General features: G+C 73.3%; 18 protein-coding genes. 4 read left to right on the top strand and 14 right to left on the bottom strand.

Translation table 11 applies throughout. The annotated features are described in order from the left end of the window. Nucleotides 1–181 precede the first annotated feature (181 nt). Both AB0B55_RS29330 and AB0B55_RS29325 read right to left on the bottom strand, forming a co-directional pair. A complete protein-coding gene (locus tag AB0B55_RS29330; protein ID WP_357175222.1) occupies nucleotides 182–1,786 on the bottom strand; it encodes an FAD-dependent oxidoreductase in 1,605 nt (534 codons plus the stop codon). A 111-nt stretch (nucleotides 1,787–1,897) separates the two neighbouring features. Beyond that, on the bottom strand, nucleotides 1,898–2,587 hold the full coding sequence (locus AB0B55_RS29325; RefSeq protein ID WP_357175219.1) for a TetR/AcrR family transcriptional regulator C-terminal domain-containing protein: 690 nt from the start codon (nucleotides 2,585–2,587) through the stop codon (nucleotides 1,898–1,900). A gap of 88 nt (nucleotides 2,588–2,675) precedes the next feature. Here AB0B55_RS29325 and AB0B55_RS29320 point away from each other — a divergent pair, with 88 nt between their 5' ends. Next, entirely contained in the window at nucleotides 2,676–2,906 is a 231-nt protein-coding gene (locus AB0B55_RS29320; RefSeq protein WP_357175216.1) for a hypothetical protein, read from the top strand. A 40-nt stretch (nucleotides 2,907–2,946) separates the two neighbouring features. Here the strand turns inward: AB0B55_RS29320 and AB0B55_RS29315 are convergent, their stop codons facing one another. Further along, nucleotides 2,947–3,651, bottom strand: a complete 705-nt coding sequence (locus AB0B55_RS29315; RefSeq protein ID WP_357175213.1) for a UdgX family uracil-DNA binding protein — start codon at nucleotides 3,649–3,651, stop codon at nucleotides 2,947–2,949. A 259-nt stretch (nucleotides 3,652–3,910) separates the two neighbouring features. Continuing rightward, entirely contained in the window at nucleotides 3,911–5,251 is a 1,341-nt protein-coding gene (locus AB0B55_RS29310; protein WP_357175210.1) for an aminotransferase class I/II-fold pyridoxal phosphate-dependent enzyme, read from the bottom strand. 34 nt (nucleotides 5,252–5,285) lie between these two features. On the opposite strand from AB0B55_RS29310, the gene AB0B55_RS29305 reads away from it, so the two are divergent. Both AB0B55_RS29305 and leuE read left to right on the top strand, forming a co-directional pair. After that, nucleotides 5,286–6,527 carry a bifunctional pyridoxamine 5'-phosphate oxidase family protein/GNAT family N-acetyltransferase gene (locus AB0B55_RS29305; protein ID WP_357175207.1) on the top strand — a complete coding sequence of 414 codons (1,242 nt, stop codon included), beginning with the start codon at nucleotides 5,286–5,288 and terminating at the stop codon, nucleotides 6,525–6,527. Continuing rightward, nucleotides 6,527–7,198 carry a leucine efflux protein LeuE gene (gene leuE, locus AB0B55_RS29300; protein WP_357175204.1) on the top strand — a complete coding sequence of 224 codons (672 nt, stop codon included), beginning with the start codon at nucleotides 6,527–6,529 and terminating at the stop codon, nucleotides 7,196–7,198. The genes AB0B55_RS29305 and leuE overlap by 1 nt, the downstream gene beginning before the upstream one ends. Nucleotides 7,199–7,324: 126 nt before the next feature. Here the strand turns inward: leuE and AB0B55_RS29295 are convergent, their stop codons facing one another. From AB0B55_RS29295 to AB0B55_RS29250, 10 genes are all read right to left on the bottom strand, one after another. Then, the gene (locus AB0B55_RS29295; RefSeq protein ID WP_357122567.1) at nucleotides 7,325–8,251 is read right to left on the bottom strand and encodes a sporulation protein; all 927 of its coding nucleotides are present in this window, start codon (nucleotides 8,249–8,251) and stop codon (nucleotides 7,325–7,327) included. A gap of 72 nt (nucleotides 8,252–8,323) precedes the next feature. Continuing rightward, complete coding sequence (locus AB0B55_RS29290) at nucleotides 8,324–9,388, bottom strand: hemolysin family protein (protein WP_357122564.1); 1,065 nt, start codon at nucleotides 9,386–9,388, stop codon at nucleotides 8,324–8,326. Then, entirely contained in the window at nucleotides 9,385–10,752 is a 1,368-nt protein-coding gene (locus AB0B55_RS29285; RefSeq protein WP_357122561.1) for a hemolysin family protein, read from the bottom strand. The genes AB0B55_RS29290 and AB0B55_RS29285 overlap by 4 nt, the downstream gene beginning before the upstream one ends. 161 nt (nucleotides 10,753–10,913) lie before the next feature. After that, the gene (gene mnhG, locus AB0B55_RS29280; protein WP_357122558.1) at nucleotides 10,914–11,297 is read right to left on the bottom strand and encodes a monovalent cation/H(+) antiporter subunit G; all 384 of its coding nucleotides are present in this window, start codon (nucleotides 11,295–11,297) and stop codon (nucleotides 10,914–10,916) included. After that, the gene (locus AB0B55_RS29275; RefSeq protein ID WP_357122555.1) at nucleotides 11,297–11,560 is read right to left on the bottom strand and encodes a monovalent cation/H+ antiporter complex subunit F; all 264 of its coding nucleotides are present in this window, start codon (nucleotides 11,558–11,560) and stop codon (nucleotides 11,297–11,299) included. Before AB0B55_RS29275 ends, mnhG begins: the two co-directional genes overlap by 1 nt. Next, the gene (locus AB0B55_RS29270) at nucleotides 11,560–12,156 is read right to left on the bottom strand and encodes a Na+/H+ antiporter subunit E (RefSeq protein ID WP_357175201.1); all 597 of its coding nucleotides are present in this window, start codon (nucleotides 12,154–12,156) and stop codon (nucleotides 11,560–11,562) included. Before AB0B55_RS29270 ends, AB0B55_RS29275 begins: the two co-directional genes overlap by 1 nt. After that, nucleotides 12,153–13,658, bottom strand: a complete 1,506-nt coding sequence (locus AB0B55_RS29265; RefSeq protein ID WP_357175199.1) for a Na+/H+ antiporter subunit D — start codon at nucleotides 13,656–13,658, stop codon at nucleotides 12,153–12,155. Before AB0B55_RS29265 ends, AB0B55_RS29270 begins: the two co-directional genes overlap by 4 nt. Then, nucleotides 13,655–14,143 carry a Na(+)/H(+) antiporter subunit C gene (locus tag AB0B55_RS29260; protein WP_357175196.1) on the bottom strand — a complete coding sequence of 163 codons (489 nt, stop codon included), beginning with the start codon at nucleotides 14,141–14,143 and terminating at the stop codon, nucleotides 13,655–13,657. Before AB0B55_RS29260 ends, AB0B55_RS29265 begins: the two co-directional genes overlap by 4 nt. After that, on the bottom strand, nucleotides 14,140–16,974 hold the full coding sequence (locus tag AB0B55_RS29255; RefSeq protein ID WP_357122543.1) for a Na+/H+ antiporter subunit A: 2,835 nt from the start codon (nucleotides 16,972–16,974) through the stop codon (nucleotides 14,140–14,142). Before AB0B55_RS29255 ends, AB0B55_RS29260 begins: the two co-directional genes overlap by 4 nt. A 149-nt stretch (nucleotides 16,975–17,123) precedes the next feature. Continuing rightward, nucleotides 17,124–17,510: a hypothetical protein gene (locus tag AB0B55_RS29250; RefSeq protein WP_357122540.1), complete on the bottom strand. Its 387-nt coding sequence runs from the start codon at nucleotides 17,508–17,510 to the stop codon at nucleotides 17,124–17,126. A 178-nt stretch (nucleotides 17,511–17,688) separates the two neighbouring features. Between AB0B55_RS29250 and AB0B55_RS29245 the strand changes: the two genes are divergently transcribed. After that, nucleotides 17,689–22,371, top strand: a complete 4,683-nt coding sequence (locus tag AB0B55_RS29245) for a DEAD/DEAH box helicase (RefSeq protein WP_357175193.1) — start codon at nucleotides 17,689–17,691, stop codon at nucleotides 22,369–22,371. Nucleotides 22,372–22,383: the final 12 nt, after the last annotated feature.

Below are 22,383 nucleotides of genomic sequence, written 5' to 3'. Positions count from 1 at the left end.
CGGCCGCACGCCCGGACGCCCGCACGCCCGCCCGCACGCACGCACGCCCGCACGCCCGCACGCCCGCACGCCCGCAAGATCCGCGCAACTTCAGGGAAGTTGCTGGCTCGGCGCGCCGGGAAGCAGCAGGTTCCCCGAAGGTGCGCGGATCTTGGTCAGTGCCGGCGGGGACGCGTGGACGTCAGCCGGTCATCACCCGCTGGTGCAGGGAGGACACCGCCGCGCGGGCCGCCACGAACGCGCCGTGCTGCCAGGCCACCTCGTGACTGAGCCAGTCCCCGGCGAAGTAGACCCGTCCGGCCGGCTGGAGCAGCCGGTCGTATCCGGCGGTGCCGTACCGGGGTGAGGTCCAGGCGCCCTCGATGTAGCGGGTCCGGTCCCAGGCGTGCGAGTACGAGCTGACCAGCTCGCTGCGGTACTTGTCGCCGTGGATCTTCACGCCCTGGCTGACCGCCCGCTCCTGGCGCAGCTCGGGGGTGAGCCCGCTGTAGGCCCGGGCGTTCGCCCCGGTGTTGTAGTAGCCGACGACCAGACCCCGCTTGCCGTGGAAGCCGTAGGACGGGTACCAGATGTGCGACAGGTCCAGGTCGGTCTCGGTGATGCCGCCGTAGATCCGCTGGTCGGTCTCCCACCAGCGGCTGCGGTACTCCAGACCGATCTTGCCGGCGGCGGTGACGGGGAAGTCGGCCAGGGCGGCGGTCACGTCGACGCCGAGGTTGTGCGGCACCCGGGCCATCAGGTGCGGTGGCAGCGCGGCCACGCAGTAGTCGGCGGTGATCTGCGACAGCCGGCCGCCCTGGCGATAGGTCACCTCGACCCGGCTGCCCCGGTCCGTCACTCCGGTCACCTCGGCGTTGAGGCGGATCCGGTGCCCGCCGACGGCCTTGGCGAGGGCGCGGGGGATCTGGTCCATCCCGCCGACCGGCTGGAACATCAGCATGGCCTGGTCGTAGCCGAACTCGAAGGAGAAGTACCGGCCCACGTTGCTGGCGAAGACGTCGGAGAGCGCCGGCGGCGCGCCGAGCAGGCTGCCGACGTCGTTACCCGCGCCGGGGTACGTGGAGAAGCCGCGTCGGCTGGTCCCGGTGTACGCCCAGTCGCTGGCACGCCCGCCGATCGCGCCGAAGCTCTGCAGAAACGACAGCAGCCGCTCCCGGTCCTCGGTGGTGAGTCGCGCGTCCAGCGCGCCCTGGTCGGTGGCCTTCGCGAGCATCTCCGAGACGTAGCCGTAGACGTCGGCCTTGGCGGTGCGGTAGCGGACCGGCTCGGTCATTCCGGCGGACTCGTTGTAGATCCAGGCGTCGGCGTTCTGGTTGGTGAAGACCTCGACGGGTACGCCCAGCTCCCGGCAGTAGTCCATGGTGACCATCCACTGTGCGATCCGGCCCGGCCCGGCGTTGAAGTAGACGCCGTCGGAGAAGCCGGCCCGCTGGGTGTGGCCGTCGAGGTCGGTCTCGACGTCGCCGCCACGGATGGTCAGGTTCCGCCCGCCGACGCGGTGCCGCGCCTCCAGGACCGTGCAGTGGTAACCCGCCTTGCCCAGCTCGTACGCGGCGGTGAGCCCCGCGATGCCGCCGCCCAGCACCACGACGCTGGCGCCCGGCCGCCCGGACAGCGTGAAGTCGGACGGCTCCGGCGCCCGGAAGGCCGGCGTCGGCGACGCGGCGGCGCTGGGCGCGAGACCCATGGCGCCCATCGTGGCGAGCATCGCGCCGGCCCCGCCGCTGACCCCGACCGCGCGCAGGAATCCACGCCGGCTCACCGTCGACTGCGTCTGATCACTCATGAACGCCTCCCCTACAAGATCGACTCACGTGAGTCTGTGGAGGGCGTGTTACACCGTTCACGCAACGCGGTTTCCAGTAGGTATCCGGTCTTCTGAATACCGTGGCGACCCTCAGGACGGTGGGTGCCGCGCCACCGAGCGGAGAACGCCGTCCAGGCCCTCCTCGAACAGCAGGTCGTCGCCCCACCGGGAGTCGTCGAGGTGGCCGGAGGCGTTGAGAGTCGGGTAGGCCTCGGCGTGGGCGGTGAGATGGTCGCGGGCGGCGGCCCGCGCGTCCGGGTCGGCGCTCCTGCGCCAGGTGGCCTCGGTGAGCGAGGCGCCGATGACGTAGTTGGCCAGTGTTCGCGTGGCCACCGCGAGGTGGCGGCCACGGCAGCCGCCGCGTACCAGCGCCGCCTGGAGGAACTCGGTGCGGGCCAACACGTTGGGGCCGAGCATCGGACGCCCGACCAGGCCCGGCGCCCAGGGATGCCGGAGCATGGCGGAGCGCCAGCCGCGGACGAGGACGCGGACGTCCCCCGGCCAGTCGTCGGTCGCGTCGGGGATCGGCACGTCGCCGAAGATCTGGTCCATCGCCAGGTCCAGCACGTCGTCCTTGGTCCGCACGTGCCAGTACAGGGCGGTCGCCGTCACGGTGAGGCGCTGGGCGAGGCTGCGCATCGTGAGGCCGTCGATGCCGTGCTCGTCGAGCAGGTCGACCGCCGCGCCCACGATCCGGTCGATCGTCAGTGGTGGCCGGCGCTGCGTCCGGGAGGGCTCCGGGCGTAGCCACACCGACGAGGGAGAACGGCGCTCTGTCATGCCGTCACCCTAATACGGTGGACAGGAAACTTAACGTCGGTAAGCTAGCTGAACATCCGTACACCGACCACCGCACGGAGGTCCCCTCATGCCTCTTCTGCGAGTCCACGTCGACACCGACCGGAGCACCGCTCGGCGCGTCCTGCACCTGCACCAGGAGGGCAGGAGCCATCACGAGTCGCGGGAGGCGGCCCGGGAACAGGCGTGGCGGCAGGGCCGGACCCCGGCTGGGGAGCCGGTCTTCGTCGGCGTCACGAACGGCCGCCGCAACGTCCAGTTGCTCTACGACGTCGAGGTCTACTCCGACACCGCCGGCTGACGCCCGGCCCGACGCGAGCGGGCGCGACGGCGCCGCGCGGCTATCCGGCGAGGGCGCGGGCGGCCACGGTGAGGTCGGCGACCAGCCCCTCGTACGCGGCGTCCTGGTCGTCGGCGCGCAGCACCGCGGACGGGTGGATGGTCGCCAGCAGCCGGGTCGGCGGAGCGTCGGCCAGCGCGCCGGCGCTGTCCACCGGGACCCGCTGGAAGTCCTCGGGGCGCTGGGCCGCCGCGGGCCAGGGCAGCAGTTCGCCGCGCTGCCTCGTGACCCGGAAGGACGGGCCGAGCAGCGCCTTGGCGGCGGTGGCACCGAGCACCACCACGATCGCCGGGTCGAGCCGGGCGAACTCGGCGACCAGCCAGGGACGGCAGGCAGCGATGTGGATCCGGTCCGGCGTCTGGTGGATGCGCCGCTTGCCGCGCACCTCAAAACGGAAATGCTTCACAGCGTTCGTGAGGTACAGCGCGGCCGGGTCGAGGCCGGCGTCGTCGACGGCCCTGCGCAGCAGCCGACCGGCGGGACCGACGAAGGGCAGGCCCTTCTGGTCCTCCATGTCGCCGGGCTGCTCGCCCACGAGCACCACGCGGGCGCTCTCGTCACCCCGCCCGAAGACGGTCTGCGTGGCGTCCCGGTACAGCTCGCAGCCACGACAGTCGCCCGAGGCCGCCCGCAACCCCTCGATGGTGTCGGCCTCGGGAGGGATGAACCGCTGGGCGCCGGGGGCGGCGTCGGTCTGCTCGGCCATGCCGACTGTTATATACCTGTTCGGCCGGCCCTGCCGGATCTGCCTTAGGTGAGATCCGACGGTCCCCCCGTCAGTACCCGCCGCCACCGCCACCGCCACCACACGACGCGAGCGCGATCAGCACGATGATGATCACGATGACCGCGACCGCGACCCCGATCCAGAGCCCTCGATTGCCGCCTGAAGCCATGTCAGCCACCTCCACCGGCGCGCATACCCGCCACGGACCCGGCAAACCTCCCGCGGAGGTCGCCACGGGTCAGGTGGCGAAACCGGACGGTGGATCGGGACGGGTGGCGCGGGCCAGCGCGGCGGCCAGGGGCGTCAGGTCCGCCACGGCCAGGGAACTGACGGTGACGCGCACGGCGGGCGGGGCGGCGATCCGGTAGAGGGCGCCGGGCGCCACCACCCAGCCCGCGTCACGTAGCGCGGTGACCACGCTGGTCTCGTCCGGCACCGGCAGCCAGACGTTGATGCCGCTGCGGCCGTGGGCGGTCAGGCCGTGCTCGGCGAGCGCGGCCACCAGACCCGCGCGCCGCAACTCGTAGCTCTGCGCCGCACGGCCCACCAGGTCGTCGACCGCCGGGTCCCGCCACAGGGCCAGCACCAGCCGTTGCAGCACGGTGGACACCCAGCCCGCGCCGACCCGCGTCCGGCCGGTCACCCGGGCCACGGTGGTCTCGTCGCCGGCCAGCACCGCCAGTCGCAGGTCCGGGCCGAAGGGTTTGCTCACCGACCGCACGAAGGCCCAGCTCGCGGTCGTGCCGGCAAGCGGGTGCAGGGGTACGCGGGCCAGCTCGGCGGCGTGGTCGTCCTCGATCAGCAGCAGGTCCCGTCGCCCGGCGAGCAGCGCGCGCAGTTCCTCGGCGCGGGCGGCGGAGACGGCCGCGCCGGTCGGGTTCTGGGCGCGGCTGGTGACCACCAGCGCCCGCGCGCCAGCGGTCAGCGCGGCCGCCACCCCGGCCGTGAGCGGCCCCTCGTCGTCCACCGGTACGCCGATCGGGCGCAGCCCGAGGGCGGCGACCAGGTCGAGCAGGTTGGCCCAGCCGGGGTCCTCCACCGCGACCGCGTCGCCGGGGCGCAGGTGGGCGCCGAGGAGGCGTTCGATGCCGTCCAGCGCGCCACCGGTGAGGGTGAGGTCGTCGGCGGGTACGCCGTCGGCGCGCAGCCGGGCGCGGGCGACCTCGGCCAACTCCGGGAGCACTCCGGCCTGCGAGTAGCCGATCGGTGGGCCGGCGTCGGCGGCGAGCGCGGCGAGGTGCGGACCGATCGGGGGCAGCAGCCGGGGGTCGGGCTCGCCCCGGGACAGGTCACGCGCGCCGGGCAGGGGCGCGGGGCGCAACGCGGAGCGACGGGCGGCCACCGGTGGCCGTGGGCGGACGCGGGTGCCGTGCCGGCCGGCGGTGGTGAGCACGCCACGCTGGCGCAGCTCCTGATAGGCGCGGGCGACGGTCGCCGGGCTGACGGCGAGGTCGGCGGCGAGGGCCCGCACCGGCGGCAGGGCCGCGCCGGGTGGCAGAGCGCCGGTACGGATGCCCGATTCGATGCTGGCCAAAATCGTGGCGGCCGTCGTCCCGGTGAACTGATAGCGTGCTGACACAAACAGGAGATTGTACTAGAACAAAGGGGCGCGCATGTACCCACCCACCGCCCGGACCACCGCCACCCGTTCCCGCGAGCGGATGAGCTACGACCGCGAGGCGGCACACGCCGTCCTCGACGAGGCGTACCACTGCGCGCTCGGCTTCACCGTGGACGGCGAGCCCCGCGTACTGCCCACCCTGCACGTCCGCGTCGGCGACACCCTCTACCTGCACGGCTCCACCGGCAGTCGCCCCCTGCTCGCCGCCCGGGGCGACGGTCTGGCCGTCTGCGTCGCGGTCACGCTGCTCGACGGGCTGGTGTACGCCCGCTCCCAGTTCCACCACAGCGCCAACTACCGCTCGGTGGTCGCACACGGCACCGCCCGACTGGTCACCGACGCCACGGAGAAGAGCGCCATGCTCACCGCGCTCGTCGAGAAGGTGGGCGCGGGCCGCAGCACGGACAGTCGCCCGCCGAACCGGCGCGAACTGGCCGAGACCGCCGTGCTGGCGCTGCCGCTGCGCGAGGTGTCCGTCCGGTCGCGCACCGGCGGCGTCCGCGAGGACGAGGCCGACCTGCACCTGCCGCACTGGGCCGGCGTCCTGCCGCTACGGCTGACCGCCGGGCTGCCGCAGCCCGCCGCCGGGGTCGCCGCGCCGCTGCCGGCGTACCTGCGGACGATCCGCACGCCCTGGCACGACCCGGCGCCGCTGAGCGGCGAGCACGTCCGGCTGGAACCGCTGGACCTGGCGCACGCCGACGACCTGCACGCCGCCACCGCCGACGACGACGTCTGGCGGCACCTGACCGTTCCACGGCCCACCGAGCCGGCCGGGACCGCCGAGGTGATCGCCGCCGCGCTGGCCGCCCAGCAGCGCGGCGAGCGGGTGCCCTGGGTGCAGCGCTGCGCGGCGACCGGGACGGTGGTCGGCAGCACCTCGTACTACGAGATCGACCCGGAGCGGCGGTCGGTGGCGATCGGGCACACCTTCCTCGGCCGTCCGTGGTGGCGTACCGGGATCAACACCGAGGCCAAGCTGCTGCTGCTCGGCCGGGCCTTCGACGAGCTGGGCGCGGTACGGGTCGCCTGGCACACCGACATCCGCAACGTTCGGTCCCAGGCGGCCATCGAACGGCTCGGCGCGACCCGGGAGGGGGTGCTGCGGATGCACCGCCAGCGCCCGGACGGCTCATGGCGGGACACGGTGCAGTACGCGATGACCGTCGACGAGTGGCCGAACGCACAGGCCACGCTGCGGAAAAGACTTCGCCGTACGGCGTCGGTGGCGTGATGATGGCGGGCGTGCTGGGGATCACCGACATCTGGACGTACGTGCTGGGCACCGTGGCCATCATCCTGCTGCCCGGACCGAACTCGCTCTTCGTGCTCTCCACCGCCGCCAAGCGGGGCGTGGGGGCCGGCTACCGGGCCGCGGGCGGGGTGTTCGTCGGCGACGGGGTGTTGATGGTCCTTTCCGCCGCCGGGGTGGCGTCGCTGCTCAAGGCGTACCCACCGTTGTTCCTGGTGATCAAGTACGCCGGCGCGGCGTACCTCGGTTATGTCGGGCTGACCATGCTGCGCGGCGCCTGGCGGCGCTGGCGCGACCGCAACGACCCGAGCACGCCGCGGCTGATCGACGCCGCGGAGCCGGCGCAGCTGCGCAGCCCGTTCCGCAAGGCACTGGTGATCAGCCTGCTGAACCCGAAGGCGATCCTCTTCTTCATCTCGTTCTTCATCCAGTTCGTCGACCCCGGGTACGCGTGGCCGGCGCTGTCGTTCCTGCTGCTCGGCCTGATCGCCCAGGTCAGCAGCGCGCTCTACCTGACCGCGCTGATCTTCGCGGGGACGTTCCTGGCGGCCCAGTTCCGCCGCCGCCGTCGTCTCGCGGTGGGCAGCACCACGGCGGTGGCAACGCTCTTCCTAGCCTTCAGCCTCAAACTAGCCACCGCCAGCGCCGGCTGACCCCGACCCCACTGCTCGTCGCCCCACCCGACCCCACCGCTCTCCGCGATCTTGCACTTTGTGCTGTCTTTTTGCGCCTTTCGCACCGCTCTACGGCGACAGTAAGTGCAAGATCGGCGCGGGGGGTCAGGTGCCGTCGCCTCCTCCGCCGCCGCCGACCCCGGCTCCTCCGGCTGTGCCGCCCAGTCCGTAGCCGGGTTTGATCGGGGCGTCGGGGTGGCGGCTGACGTGGGCGGAATGGCCGATCTGCGCGGACCAGTCGGCGTGGGCGGCGGCCGCCGCGTGGCGGTTGATGGCGTGGCGCAGCCAGCCGTCCACGGTGGCGACCCAGTCCCGCTGCCCGGCGTCGGCGTGCCAGATCCGGAACCGGCTGATGCTCTGGTGGGTAATCCCGGCCAGGGCCAGCTTGCGGTCCACCCAGGTGATCACCTCGAGGCCCGCCGAGTTCGTCACGAAGATCAGTTCCAGCTCGGTGATCGGGCCGGCGTAGAGCGGCCCCACCCAGTAGCCCCAGCGCTGGTGCAGCGGTAGAGCATGCTCCACCCCGGGCAGGCCGCCCTCCACCAGCCCGGCCTGGCGGATCGAGAAGCCCAGCGTGTCCAGCGCCGCCAGCACGTGCTGCTGGGTGGGGACCGGGTGCACGAAGACCGGCACCATGGCGCCCTGGTCCAGGTCCGGGTCGACGGACACCTCGGTCCGCAGACCCATCCGCAGACTGAGCAGCGGCACCCCACCGAAGGTGGTCACCGGGGTCTCCCACGGCAGCGGCAACGCGAAGTCGACGGCCCGGCGGCGGCCCGCCGGGACCACGAACCGCCCGGCGATCGGGAGCTGGAAGAACTGCATGAGGCGTCGCGGGGCCGCCGGGTCGTCCGGCTCGACCGTCGTGACCAGGCCGAGCCGGATATGGCGTACGAGCACGTCGTCCGGCCCGGCGGCGAGAGTCACCCGCCCGGGCAGGCGCAGGCCCGGACGGGTGCTCGGGTTTCCCAGCGTGGTCTGTACGGACAGCCCGGTCCAGCCGGACTCCCGAGACACCCCCGTCAACCGCATCGCGCCCCCCGCCAGGTCACCTCAACTGTCGCGGACCCGGCGGGGGGTCACCCGGAACTTGCGGGAATTCTCCTAGCGGAGTCGCCGACCGCGCGGCACCGTGTCGGTCTCGTCGTCGAACTCGCCGATGACCTCCTCCAACAGGTCCTCCAGGGCGACGAAACCGATCGGGCGGGCCGGGCCACCGCCGTTGCGGACCAGCGCGAGCTGCGACTGCCGGGCGCGCATCGCGGCCACCGCCTCGGTGACCGAGGACGTCGCCGGCAGGGTGAACGCCGGTGTCATCAGCTCCCCGGCCACGGCGGCCCGGCCGGTGGTGACCGCCCGTACCGCCTCCCGGACGTGCACCAGACCGCAGACGTCGCCGCCCGCGTCCAGCACGGCCAGCCGTGACCGGCCGCTGTCCCGGCTGACCTGCTCGATCCGCTCGGCCGGGTCGTCGCGCCGGACCGTGACCATGGTGGCGAACGGCTCCATCACCTGCGCCACCGACGTGCCCTGCAACTCGAGCATGCTGGTGAGCAGTTGGTGCTGCTCGGCGCCGAGCAGCCCGTGCTCGCGGGACTGTTCCAGCAGGATCCGCAGCTCGTCCGGACCGTGCACCTGGGCCAGCTGGTCCTGCTGGTTGACCCCGACCAGCCGCAGGATCGCGTTGGCCAGCGCGTTCAACGCGGACAGCACCGGCCGGGACACCCGGGCGAACGCCCGGAACGGCAGCGCGAGCAGCGTCGCCGACCGTTCGGCGTCGGTGATCGCCCACGACTTCGGTGCCATCTCCCCCACCACCAGGTGCAGGAAGGTCACCAACCCGAGGGCGAAGACCAGGGCGATGACGTGACTGGCCGCGTCGGGCAGCCCCACCACGTGCAGCAGCGGGCTGACCAGGTGCTCGATCGCCGGCTCGGCCAGCGCGCCGAGCCCCAGGGTGCACAGGGTGATGCCGAGCTGCGCACCGGCCAGCATCAGCGACAGCTCGCGGACGCCGTCGAGCGCCGCCCGCGCCGCCCGGCCACCGGTGGCCGCCGCCTGCTCCAGCCGGTACCGCTTGCTGGCCACCAGGGCGAACTCGGCGGCCACGAAGAACCCGTTCAGCCCCAGCAGGACGCCGGAGCTGATCAACGCGATGCCGGGGCTCATGCGGACACCTCGCGCCGCTCGCCACGGTCGGTGAGTTGCAGCCGGACCGAGTCGGCGACGTGCCGGTCCACGGCCAGCACCTCGACCAGCGCCCGGGGCTCCGCCTCGCCCTCGTCGGCCTCGACGCCCTCGGGCAGCAGACTGATCTCCAACCGGTCGCCGACCTCCGGCACCCGGCCCAGCTCCCGCATGACCAGCCCGGAGAGCGTGTCGTACTCCGGGGCCTCGGGCAGCGCGATGCCGGTGCTGTCGGCGACCTCGTCGATCCGCCAGCGGGCCGGCACCACCCAGGAGCCGTCGTCCTGGCGGGCGGGCGCCCGCTCCGGCGGGTCGTCCTCGTCCCGGATCGGACCAACCAGCTCCTCGGCGATGTCCTCCAGGGTGATCACGCCGGCGAAACCGCCGTACTCGTCGACCACGCAGGCCATCTGCCGGTGCCCGGAGCGCAGGCGGTCCAGCACCGTGGGCAGGGGCAGGGTCTCCGGTACGAGCAGCGGCGGGCCCGCCACCGCGCTGACCGGGGTGGTGGCCCGTTCGGCGGGGGGTACGCCGAGCACGTCGGCGATGCCGACGATGCCGAGCAGGTCGTCGACACCCTCCGCGCCACGGACCGGGAAGCGGGAGTGGCCGGTGTCCAGCAGCTCGACCACCCGACTCACCGGCTCGTGCCCCCGGACGATGTGCACGTCGACCCGGGGAACCATGGCCTCGCCGGCGGTCAGCTCACGAAAGTCGAGCCCCCGGTCGAGCAGCGTGGACATCTCGGCGTCCAGGCTGCCCTCCTCACGTGACTCGGCGATGATCTGTTCCAGGTCGGCGGGGGTCGCCCCGCTGGGCAGCTCCTCGATCGGCTCGATACCGACCCGGCGCAGCAGCCGGACCGACGCCCGGTCGAAGAGCCGGATCACCGGACCGGCGATGGCCAGGTAGAAGAGCGTGGACCGGCTCAGCGCCCGGGCCAGCGGTACGGCCCGGGCGATGGCGAGGTTCTTGGGCGCGAGCTCGCCGAGGACCATCTGCACGACGGTGGCGATGACCAGGGCCAGCGCCACCGACAGCGGCAGGCTCACGGACTCGCTGACGCCGGCGACGCCGAGCAGGTCGGCGAGGCCACCACCGAGGTACGGCTCGGCGACGTAACCGACCAGCAGCGCGGTGACGGTGATGCCGAGTTGCGCGCCGGAGAGCATGAAGGAGAGCCGGCTGGTGACGGCGAGGGCCCGGGCGGCGGCCTGGTCGCCGTCGTCGGCGAGCTGGCGCAGCTTGCCCCGGTCAACGGCGACGTAGCCGAACTCCTGCGCCACGAAGTAACCGGTGGCGGCGGTGAGCACGATGATGAGAAGAAGACCGACGACGATCAACACGGGACGCTCAGGGCTCCCGGGGCCGTCGGGACGGGGATACGCCGGGCACGACCCGGCTGGCTACTGCTGCCCTCCTGGGCAGAGGAGTCGATCATGCCGTCATTTTATCGGCGTTGCCTGGGACTCCGCTGGGGGTGGGCCGAAGGAGTCGATCGTCCTGTTCAGCCCGGCCGGGACCGGCTTTCGCCGCGCCCACCGGTCGACTCGGTCCCGGCCAACTCGTCGGCGTCGAGCAGGCCCCGGTCGAGTCGGCCGGACCGGTAGGCGGCCCGGCCGATCATCTGCGCGGCGACCGGGGCGGTGGCCAACTGGAAGACCCCGACCAGCAGGATCATGCCGAGGTCGGCCCGGGACCGCAGCCGCAGCGCGATCCCGAGCAGCAGCAGGAGCACGCCGAGCACCTGGGGCTTGGTGGCCGCGTGCATCCGGGACAGGGCGTCCGGGAAGCGCAGCACACCGATGCCGGCGCACAGCGCGAGCAGCGCGCCGGCGACCAGGCAGACGGCCCCGAGCCAGTCGGCGATCGTCGCGAGCACGCCCGGCATCAGGAACGCTCCCGGACGGCGAAGCGGACCAGCGAGACCGAGCCCACGAAGCCGAGCAGGGACAGCACCACCAGCACCGGCAGCGTGGTGGCGTGCCGGTTGACCGCCGCCTCCGCGCCCACCGCGCCGACCATGGTGGCGAGCAGCATGTCCGCCGCGATCACCCGGTCCAACAGCGAGGGCCCCCGGTAGAGCCGGATCAGCACGAGCAGCGCGGTCACCGACAGCAGGACGGTGAGGACGACGGCCAGGAACGTGATCATTAGGCGAATCCCTTCTCGGCGGGACCGGGCTCCACGCGGCGCAGTTCGTCCGCGCTGCCCACCGCCCGGACGATGCGTCGTTCGACGTCGAGGGTGCGGTCCCGGGCGAGCGCCAGGTCGGCCGGGCCGTGGGTGTCCAGCACGTGCAGGTAGAGCACCCCCGGCTCACGGTCCACCTTGAGGACCAGCGTGCCGGGCACCAGCGAGACCGCCTCGGCGGTGAGCGCCAGGATCAGATCCGTACGCACCCGCAACCGGACGGCGATGATCGCGCCACGGGGCCGGTAACCGGGTTGCACGGCGATCCGGGCGATGTGCAGGCTCGCGCTGACCAGTTCGACGACGAACCGACCGGCGAACGCCAGCAGCGCCCCCGGGCGCAGCCGCCCGCCGAAGGTGACCGCCGGCAGCGGGAAGAACAGCAGGACCGAGCCTCCCACCAGCAGGCCACCGATGATGTTTGCCAGGTTGATCTCGCCCCAGAGCAGGTTCCAGACGAGCACCAGCCAGCTCAGCGCCAGCGTCTGGTCCCGCCAACGCCCGAGCCGACCTTCCCTGGCGGCGTCCGTCGGGGGTGCGCCGCGTCGGCCCGTCACGGCACGCCGCCGGGCAGAACAGCGCGCACGTACGGCGTACGCGAGAGCAGGTCGGTGGCCGCGTCGGCGGTGACGTCGAAGAGCGGACCGGCCAGCACGGTCAGCGACACCCCCAGGGCGACCAGGGCGACGGTCGCGCCGACCGTCAGGGCGGGCAGCCGGACGACGGGTTCGTCGGTGGCGATCCGGGGCGCCCGCCAGAACGCGATGTTCCACACCCGGGAGGCGACGTACAGGGTGAGCAGACTGGTGAGCGTCCCGGCCGCCACCAACGTCGCGGGCAGCGCGCCGCCGGCCGCCACCCCGGCCTGGAGCAGCCCGAGCTTGCCGAGGAAACCGGAGAACGGGGGCACCCCGGCGAGATTCATCGCCGGGACGAAGAAGAGGACGCCCAGCAGGGGCGCCACCCGGGCCAGTCCGCCGAGACGACGCAGGTCGGTGCTGCCGGCGCGCTCCTCGACCAACCCGGCGACCAGGAACAGGGTCGTCTGGATGGTGATGTGGTGCACCACGTAGAAGATCGCCCCGGCGAGCCCGGCCGCAGTGCTCAACGCCACCCCGAAGATCATGTAGCCGATGTGGCTGACCAGGGTGAACGAGAACAGCCGCTTCATGTCCGACTGCGCCACGGCCCCGAGGATGCCGACCACCATGGTCAACCCGGCGACGACCATGAGCAGGTCGTCGACCTGGCCACCCGGGAACAGCAACGTCTCGGTACGGATGATCGCGTACACGCCCACTTTGGTGAGCAGCCCCGCGAACACGGCGGTCACCGGGGCCGGAGCGGTGGGATAGCTGTCCGGCAGCCAGGCCGACAGGGGGAAGACCGCGGCCTTGATCGCGAACGCGAGCAGCAGCATCAGTTGCAGGGTCACCCGGACGTTGTCCGGCAGGTCGTCGAGACGCTGGGCGAGCTGCGCCATGTTGAGCGTGCCGGTGGCCGCGTACACCAGCCCCACGCCGGTCAGGAAGATCATCGAGGAGAGAACGCTGACCACCACGTACGTCGAGCCGGTGCGGATGCGCGTCTCGGTGCCGCCCAGCGTGATCAGCACGAAGCTGGCCGCCAACAGGATCTCGAAGCCGACGAACAGGTTGAACAGGTCACCCGCCAGGAACGCGTTGGTGACGCCCGCGGTGAGCACCAGGTACGTCGGGTGGAAGATCACCACCGGCGCGCTCTCGCTGGTCTCGCTGCGGCCCTGCCCGATCGAGTACACCAGCACGCACAGGGTCACCGCCGAGGACACCACCAGCATCAGCGCGGCCAACTGGTCGGCCACCAGCACGATGCCGACCGGCGGCGGCCACCCACCGACCGCGAGCACCACCGGCCCGTGCCGGTACGCCTGCACCAGCAGCACCAGCGCAACGGTGAACGTCACCGCCAGGCAGAGCACGCTGACCGTACGCTGCACCCGGGGCCGGTCGGCCAGCAACAGGGTCAGCGCCGCGCCGAGCAGCGGCACCACCACCGGCAGGGGCAGGAGCCGGCTCACGACGCGTCGTCCTGCTGGCCACGTCGGAGTCGGCGGCGGGCCGGCTCCGGGTCGACCTGCTCCGGATCGCCGTTCGGACCCTCCCCGCCACGGTCGACCGCGCCCACCCCGTGGTCCTCCGCGCGACGGATGATCTGGCGGTCCTCCAGGTCGTCGGGCACCTCGTCGTCGCCGGTGAGATACCAGCTCCGGTACGCCACGGCGAGCAGGAACGCGGTGAACCCGAACGTGATCACGATGGCGGTCAGCACCATCGCCTGCGCCAGTGGGTCACTCATCCGGTCCACCGGGCCGGTGCCCACGACGGGAGCGCCACCCGATCGGCCACCCAGCAGGATCAGCAGGTTGACGCCGTTGCCGAGCAGGATGACGCCGAGCAGGATCCGGGTGAGGCTGCGCTCCAGCAGCAGGACCACCCCGCACCCGACGAGCGCCGCGACGGCGAGCACCAGCACCAGCGTCGGCCCGGCGCCACCCGCCGTCACGGCCGTCCGCCCTTGTCGATGGCTAGGCCGCCGCTCTCCGTACCGGTGGCCTCGATGTGCCGGTCCACCTCCGCGCCGAGACTGCGCAGGATGTCCAGCAGCAACCCGATCACGATCAGGTACACGCCGATGTCGAAGAAGAGCGACGTGACCAGGTGGACGTCGCCGACCAGCGGTAGGGACACGTCGAGCTTCGCGCTCTGCAGCACCGATCCGCCGGCCAGCAGCGCCACCGCGCCCGTACCCACCGCCAGGGCCAGCCCCGCGCCGAGGATCAGGCCGGCGCCCACCGGGGCGGCGTCGGTCAGCTCGTACCTGCCGCCGGCCAGGTAGCGGACGACCAGCGCGAGCCCGGCCACCAGGCCGCCCGAGAATCCGCCGCCCGGCGCGTTGTGCCCGGAGAAGAGCAGGAACAGCGAGAACAGCACCACCGTGTGGAAGATCAGTCGGGTGACCACCTCAAGGACGAGCGAGCGCTGCTCGTCGTAGAGGGTCGGGCCACCCCGTAACCAGACGGGCCGGTGCGGCGGGGCGGCCCCTTCGGCGGACTCCGGCCGGCGCGGCCTCGGCCCGGTACGGGACCGCTCGAAGATCAGGCTGGCCACCCCGGTCGCGGCCACCACCAGCACCGACACCTCGCCCATGGTGTCCCAGGCCCGGATGTCGACGAGGGTCACGTTGACCACGTTGCGGCCGTACCCCTCGCCCACCGCGAGGGCCGGGAAGACGGTGGAGATGTCCGGCGCGCGGCGGGCGCCGGCCGCGACGAGCGCGAGCCCGCCCGCCACCACGCCCATCGCCACGCCGATCGCCCGACGCGTCCATCTGCTGCGGCGCAGCGGTCGGGCCGAGAACCGCTGCGGCAGGCGGCGCAGCACCAGCACGAAGACCGCGATGGTCGCGGTCTCCACCAGGAACTGGGTGAGCGCCAGATCAGGTGCGCCGTGCAGGATGAACAGCATGGCCGTGCCATAGCCGGTGACGCCGACCAGCAGCATCGCGGTCAACCGCCGACGAGCGCCGACCGCGAGCAGCGCGGCCACCGCGATGACCACCACGACCACCGGTTGCAGCGGGTTGTCCCAGAGCGGGAGCCGGGCCCGCCAGGGGGCGGCGGCGAGCATCGCCCCACCGGGCAGCAGCACGAGGGTGACGAGAATGATGCCGAGGTACTGCGGTAGCGAGCCGCGCTGGGTCGCGCCGGTGACCCCGATGGCGAACCGGTCGAACCGGCCCACGACCCACTCGTACCCCTGATTGCCGCCGACCGGCGACCGGAGCCGGGCCAGCGCGGGGGCGAGCGGCCCGCGCAGCGCGAAGAGCAGGATGCCGCCGGCAAGCGCCAACACGGACAGACCGAGCGCCGCGGTGGGTCCGGGCCAGAGCGTCAGGTGCGCGTCGAGGGTCCCCAGCAGCTCGGCGTACGGACTCAGCAGACCGTCCAGCACGCCGGCGGCGGGACCGGCGAGCAGCCCGACGACGGCGAGCACCGCCGGTGGGAGCAGCATCGACGCGGCGACCGGCCCGGGTGGTACCGGTTCGACGCCCGGCCGGTCGGCGAACGCGCCCCAGAGGAAGCGGGCGCTGTACGCGACGGTGAGCACCGTTCCGGCGACCAGCCCGGCGAGGACCACCGGATCGCTGGTGAACGCCGCGAACACCGCCTCCTTGGCGACGAACCCGACGAGCGGCGGTACGCCCGCCATCGACGCCGCCGCCAGCACCGCGACCCCGAACAACGGGCGGGACCAGCGGCGCAGCCCGGACAACTCGCGCAGGTCACGGGTCCCGGCGCCGTGGTCGATGACGCCGACGACCAGGAACAGCGCCGCCTTGAACAGGGCGTGCGCCAGCAGCATCGCCGTGCCGGCCAGCGCGGCGTCCGGTGTGCCCGAGCCGGTCACCGCGACCAGCAGGCCCAACTGGCTGACCGTTCCGTACGCGAGCAGCAGCTTGAGGTCGTTCTGTCGCAGCGCCGCCCAACCGGCGACGAGCATGGTCGCCACCCCGGCGATGAGGACCAGCGGTCGCCACGGACCCACCGTGGCGAGCACCGGCGCGAGCAGCCCGACCAGGTAGACGCCGGCCTTGACCATGGCCGCCGCGTGCAGGTACGCGCTGACCGGGGTGGGCGCCGCCATCGCGACCGGCAGCCAGGAGCTGAACGGGAGCACCGCCGACTTGGACAGCGCCCCGGCCAGGATCAGCAGCACCGCCGTGACGAGGTAGCCACCTCCGGGCAGCGGGTGGGCGGCGATCTCGGACCAGCGGTAACTCCCGGCGTGCTCGCCCAGCAGGATGAACCCGACCAGCATGGCGAGCCCGCCCAGCGTGGTGACGGTCAGCGCCTGCGCCGCCGCCCAGCGGCTGGCCCGGCGTTCGGTGCTGTGCCCGATCAGCAGGTACGAGAAGATCGTGGTCAACTCCCAGCCGACGTAGAGCAGCAGCAGATCGTCGGCGAACACCAGGACGAGCATCGCGCCGGCGAAGGCCACCAGGACGGCGGCGACCTGGGCCATCCCGGGGGAGCCGGCGTCGAAGTACCGGGCGCTGTAGACCAGCACGAGCGCGCCGACGCCGCCGACCAGCAGGGTCATGAGCCACGACAGCGTGGTGACGCGCAGCGCGATGTCGAGGCCCAACTGCCCGATCCACGGGTACGTCTCGACGACCGCGCCGCCGTGCGCGACGGCCGGGGTACGGGCCAGCGCCCAGCCGAACGCGGCGGCCGGCGCGAGCGCCAGCGGATAGCACGCGCGCGGACCCCACCACCGGACGAGAAGCGGCGCGACGAGGGCCGCCACGAGGTGGAGGATGAGCAGTACCAGCACTCGCGCTCCCGATCGAGGTGGCCGACACCCGTACAGCGGTGGTGTCTTCAGCGATCAGACGCCAGATCCCCGAGCCTCGGGCGGTTTTACCGGAATTGCCCCGCCATAGGGCTCAATGTGCGATCAACGGCGAGCGCCAGCGGCGGCGGTCAGCGCAGCAGAGCGTCGCCGACCGGCAGCGCGTCGTCGAGATCCTGGTGACCTCGGCGCAGGTCGGCCAGCAGGTCGACGCGACCGAGTTGGCGGGCGACCTTGGCGACGACCCGCTCCGCGACGGCGAGGGACCGCATCGAGAGCAGGCGGCCCCGGCTCTCCCGGCGCAGCACGAAGTAGTGCACCGCGACGCGGACCTGCCCCCGGTCGGCGGCGCTGGCCTGGGCGGTGGAGACGACCAGCTCCCGCAGGCAGCCGGCGAGACGCTCGGCGAGCTCCAGCTCGGGCCCGTGCAGACCGCCGCGGAGCGTGGCGAGGTGACTGTCGACCTTGCGGATCAGCACATCGGTGCCGGGCTCGACGTGTCGCGGCTCGCCGGTCATCCGATCCCTCCCACCCGATTCGCGTTGCGGGTGAAGTTACTTTATGTTGCTCCTTACAAGCAAGCAGTTAAGTGAGACTTAACGTATTAAAGGTGCATCACGCGCAATTTCCACACAGCGCGGCACGATCCGCCGTGGGTCGTTCGTTGTTGTCGTACCGACGGGGCACGATGGACCGGTGAGCGGGGCAGACACGGGCAAGGGCGAGGTGTTGGACGGGTTCGGTCCCGCCACTCGCGCCTGGTTCGACGCCGCCTTCGCCGCGCCCACCGCCGCCCAGACCGGCGCCTGGAAGTCGGTCTCGGCCGGCCGTAACGCCCTGGTCGTGGCGCCCACCGGCTCCGGCAAGACGCTCGCGGCCTTCCTCTGGTCGCTGGACCGGCTGGCCCGCGAGCCCGCGCCGACCGAGGCTCGCCAGCGGTGCCGCGTGCTCTACGTCAGCCCGCTCAAGGCCCTCGCCGTCGACGTCGAACGCAACCTACGCGCGCCGCTGGCCGGCATCCGGCAGGCGGCCACCCGGCTCGGCGTCCCACCACCCGACATCACCGTCGGGATGCGCACCGGTGACACGCCGGCCGACGAGCGACGGGCCTTCGCCCGCACCCCACCCGACATCCTCATCACCACACCCGAGTCACTGTTCCTGCTGCTCACCTCGGCCGCTCGGGATTCGCTGCGCGGCGTCCAGACGGTGATCGTCGACGAGGTCCACGCGGTGGCCGGCAGCAAGCGCGGGGCCCACCTCGCCCTCTCCCTGGAACGCCTCGACGAGCTGCTGCCCACGCCGGCACAACGGATCGGCCTCTCCGCCACCGTCCGGCCGATCGACGCCTGCGCCCGGTTCCTCGGCGGCGCCCGGCCGGTCGACGTCGTGCAGCCGCGCACGGCGAAGACGATCGAGGTCAGCGTGCAGGTGCCGGTGGAGGACATGACCCGCCTCGACGAGCAGGAGCAGCCTCCCGAGGACTCCCTCGGCGGGCCTGGGCCACGCCGCGCCTCGATCTGGCCGGCCGTCGAGGAGCGGGTCTTCTCGCTGATCGGGCAGCACCGCTCCACCATCGTCTTCACCAACTCCCGCCGCAGCGCCGAGCGCCTGTGCGCACGGCTCAACGAGCTGGCCGCCGAGGAGGTGGCCACCGCCGCGATCGCCTCCGCGTCGGGCGAGGGCGCGATCGTCGTACCCCCGGGGTCGTCGTCGGGCGATAAGCCGGCGGCCGACGACGGCCCGGCGAGCGGCGCGCAGCGGTGGGGTGGCCCCGCCGGCCCGGGCAGCAGTCGCGCGCCGGCCGAGGTGATGGCCCAGTCCGGCGCGGCGGCCGGGGCAGCGCCGGTGATCGCCCGCGCGCACCACGGCAGCGTCTCGCGGGAGGAGCGCAAGCACATCGAGGAGGCGCTCAAGTCCGGCCAGCTCCCGGCGGTGGTGGCGACCTCCAGCCTGGAGCTGGGCATCGACATGGGCGCGGTCGACCTCGTGGTGCAGATCGAGGCCCCGCCGAGCGTCGCCGCCGGCCTGCAACGCGTCGGGCGGGCCGGGCACCAGGTGGGCGCGGTCTCCCGGGGCGTGGTCTTCCCCAAGCACCGGGGCGACCTGCTGTCCTGCGCGGTTGTCGCCGAGCGGATGACCGACGGCGCGATCGAGGAGTTGCACTACCCGCGTAACCCGCTGGACGTCCTGGCCCAGCAGATCGTCGCGATGGTGGCCCTGGAGCCGTGGCAGGTCGGCGACCTGGCGGTGCTGGTCCGGCGGGCGGCGCCCTTCGCGGAGCTTCCCGATTCGGCCCTGCACGCCGTGCTGGACATGCTCTCCGGCCGCTACCCGTCCACGGCGTTCGCCGAGTTGCGTCCCCGACTGGTCTGGGATCGGGCCAGCGACCAGCTCACCGGCCGTCCCGGCGCGCAACGGTTGGCGGTGACCAGCGGCGGCACGATCCCGGACCGAGGGCTGTTCGGGGTCTTCCTGGCCGGTGCGGAGCGGGCCGCCCGGGTCGGCGAGCTGGACGAGGAGATGGTCTACGAGTCGCGCGTCGGCGACGTCTTCCTGCTCGGCTCGTCCTCGTGGCGCATCGAGGAGATCACCCCCGACCGGGTGTTGGTCTCCCCCGCGCCGGGTCAGGCCGCGCGGATGCCGTTCTGGAAGGGCGACCAGCTCGGCCGCCCGGTGGAGCTGGGCCGGGCCATCGGCGCGCGGGTCCGCGCCCTGCTGCGCCAGAGCGACGAGGCGGCGCTGGCCACGCTGCGCGAGGGCGGCCTGGACGACTGGGCCGCCACCAACCTGATGGCCTACCTGCGCGACCAGCGGGCGGCCACCCGCTCCCTGCCCGACGACCGGACCGTCGTCGTCGAGCGCTTCCGTGACGAGCTGGGCGACTGGCGACTCGCCGTGCACAGCGTCCTCGGCGCGCGGGTCAACGGGCCCTGGGCTCTCGCCGTGGGTCGCCGGCTGGCCGAGCGGTACGGGGTGGACGCCCAGGTCATGCCCTCCGACGACGGGATCGTGGTACGCCTCCCGGACACCGCCGACGAGCCACCCGGCGCCGACGTGGTCGTCTTCGAACCCGACGAGATCGCCCAGCTCGTGCAGGAGTCGGTCGGCACCTCGGCGCTCTTCGCCGCCCGCTTCCGGGAGTGCGCCGCCCGGTCGCTGCTGCTGCCCCGCCGCGACCCGCGCCGCCGCCAGCCGCTCTGGCAGCAGCGGCAACGCGCCGCGCAACTGCTCGACGTCGCCCGCGAGTACGCCGACTTCCCGGTCACCCTGGAGGCCGCCCGGGAGTGCCTACAGGACGTCTTCGACCAACCGGCGCTGGCCGAGCTGATGCGCGACCTCGCGGCTCGCAAGGTCCGCCTCGTCGAGGTGGAGACCAGCGCGCCGTCGCCGTTCGCCCGGTCGCTGCTCTTCGGCTACGTGGGCGCGTTCCTCTACGAGGGCGACGCCCCGCTCGCCGAGCGCCGGGCCGCCGCCCTGGCCCTGGACTCCACGCTCCTCGGTGAGCTGCTCGGCCGGGTCGACCTGCGCGAGCTGCTGGATCCGGAGCTGCTCGCCGAGACCGACCGGCAACTGCGCTGGCTGACCGAGCAGCGCCGCCCGCGCGACGCGGAGGACGTGGTCGAGCTGCTGCGGGTGCTGGGCGACCTCAGCGACGTCGAGTTGACCGAGCGGGGCGTGCCGGAGGGCTGGCTGAGCGAGCTGGAGGCCGCCCGCCGGGTGCTGCGGGTACGGATCGCCGGCGAGCAGCGCTGGGTCGGCATCGAGGACGCCGCCCGACTGCGCGACGCGCTCGGCGTGGCGCTGCCCGTCGGGGTGGCCGAGGCGTACCTCGCGCCGGTGGCCGACCCGCTGGGCGACCTGGTGGCCCGGTACGCCCGCACCCACGGCCCGTTCGCCGCCGCGACCTGCGCGGCTCGCTTCGGGCTCGGCGTCTTCGTGGTCGAGCAGACGCTGCGCAGCCTGGCCGCCACCGGCCGCGTCGTCTCCGGCGAGTTCACGCCCGACACGGCCGGCGCGCAGTGGTGCGACGCCGAGGTGTTGCGGATGCTGCGCCGCCGCTCGCTCGCGGCGCTGCGCCGGGAGATCGAGCCGGTGCCACCGCGGGCCCTCGCCACGTTCCTGCCCCGCTGGCAGCAGGTCGGCTCGTCCGCCCGGGGTGTGGAGGCGCTCGCCGCCACGGTGGAGCAGTTGCAGGGCGCTGCCGTGCCCGCGTCCGCGCTGGAACGGCTGGTGTTGCCCGGCCGGGTCGCCGACTACTCCCCCGCCCAGCTCGACGAGCTGTGTGCCAGCGGGGAGGTGCTCTGGGCCGGTTCCGGGGCGATCTCCGGAGGCGACGGCTGGGTCACCCTGGCGTACGCGGACGCCGCGCCGCTGCTGCTTCCGCCGCCTGATGAGGCGTTGACGCGTACCCCGCTGCACGACGCGGTGCTCGACGCCCTCGGCGACGGGCAGGCGCTGTTCTTCCGCGCGCTCGCCGACCGGGTCGGCGCCACCGACGATGCCGCGCTGACCGGTGTCATCTGGGATCTGGTCTGGGCCGGGCACCTCACCAACGACACCCTCGCCCCGCTGCGGGCGGTGCTCGGCGCGGGTGGAGCGCACCGGTCGCGCCCGTCCGCGCCGCGCACCCGCTACCGGCGGCCCGGCCGGGTGGCGCTGCCCACCCGCAGCGGCCCACCGACCGTCGCCGGCCGCTGGTCGCGGCTTCCGGATCGGGATCTCGACCCGACCAGGCGGGCCGCCGCCCTCGCCGACGTCCTGCTGGAACGGCACGGGGTCGTCACCCGGGGCGCGGTCATGGCCGAGCAGGTCGTCGGTGGGTTCTCGGCGGTCTACCCGGTGCTGTCGGCGCTGGAGGAGCGTGGCGCGGCTCGCCGGGGTTACTTCGTCGAAGGTCTCGGCGCGGCACAGTTCGCGGTTCCCGGCGCGGTGGACCGGCTACGCGCCCTGGCGGAGCCCGCCGACGGCGCCCGGGGTCGGGGCGGGCCGGCCACCGTCCTGGCGGCCACCGATCCGGCCAACCCGTACGGTGCGGCACTCCCCTGGCCGGACCGCGTCGTCGACTCCGGCGACGGGGCCACCGCCGCGACCGGGCACCGGGCGGGCCGTAAGGCCGGTGCCCTGGTGGTGCAGGTCGGCGGCGACCTCGTGCTGTACGTGGAACGCGGTGGCCGAACCCTGCTCTCCTTCACCGACGACACCGAGACGCTCGCGGCGGCCGGTAAGGCGCTGGCCGACGCCGTCCACTCCGGAGCGTTGGGCGCGATGTCGGTCGAACGGGCCGACGGCGAGGCGGTGCACTCATCGCCACTGCGTGACGCGCTGACCGCCGCCGGCTTCCGGGCCACCCCGCGCGGCCTACGCCTACGCGGCTGACCCGACCCGCGC

It is taken from the genome of Micromonospora sp. NPDC049107, assembly GCF_040648595.1.
Lineage (GTDB): Bacteria > Actinomycetota > Actinomycetes > Mycobacteriales > Micromonosporaceae > Micromonospora.
Note: the sequence above shows the minus strand (reverse complement) of the source record. Positions and strands in the feature narration are given on the sequence as shown.

What these genes read in the sequence shown, in the direction of transcription:
- AB0B55_RS29330 (WP_357175222.1), bottom strand. Translation starts at nt 1,786, where the DNA reads ATGAGTGATCAGACGCAGTCGACGGTGAGCCGGCGTGGATTCCTGCGC.
- AB0B55_RS29325 (WP_357175219.1), bottom strand. Translation starts at nt 2,587, where the DNA reads ATGACAGAGCGCCGTTCTCCCTCGTCGGTGTGGCTACGCCCGGAGCCC.
- AB0B55_RS29320 (WP_357175216.1), top strand. Translation starts at nt 2,676, where the DNA reads ATGCCTCTTCTGCGAGTCCACGTCGACACCGACCGGAGCACCGCTCGG.
- AB0B55_RS29315 (WP_357175213.1), bottom strand. Translation starts at nt 3,651, where the DNA reads ATGGCCGAGCAGACCGACGCCGCCCCCGGCGCCCAGCGGTTCATCCCT.
- AB0B55_RS29305 (WP_357175207.1), top strand. Translation starts at nt 5,286, where the DNA reads ATGTACCCACCCACCGCCCGGACCACCGCCACCCGTTCCCGCGAGCGG.
- leuE (WP_357175204.1), top strand. Translation starts at nt 6,527, where the DNA reads ATGATGGCGGGCGTGCTGGGGATCACCGACATCTGGACGTACGTGCTG.
- AB0B55_RS29295 (WP_357122567.1), bottom strand. Translation starts at nt 8,251, where the DNA reads ATGCGGTTGACGGGGGTGTCTCGGGAGTCCGGCTGGACCGGGCTGTCC.
- AB0B55_RS29290 (WP_357122564.1), bottom strand. Translation starts at nt 9,388, where the DNA reads ATGAGCCCCGGCATCGCGTTGATCAGCTCCGGCGTCCTGCTGGGGCTG.
- mnhG (WP_357122558.1), bottom strand. Translation starts at nt 11,297, where the DNA reads ATGCCGGGCGTGCTCGCGACGATCGCCGACTGGCTCGGGGCCGTCTGC.
- AB0B55_RS29275 (WP_357122555.1), bottom strand. Translation starts at nt 11,560, where the DNA reads ATGATCACGTTCCTGGCCGTCGTCCTCACCGTCCTGCTGTCGGTGACC.
- AB0B55_RS29250 (WP_357122540.1), bottom strand. Translation starts at nt 17,510, where the DNA reads ATGACCGGCGAGCCGCGACACGTCGAGCCCGGCACCGATGTGCTGATC.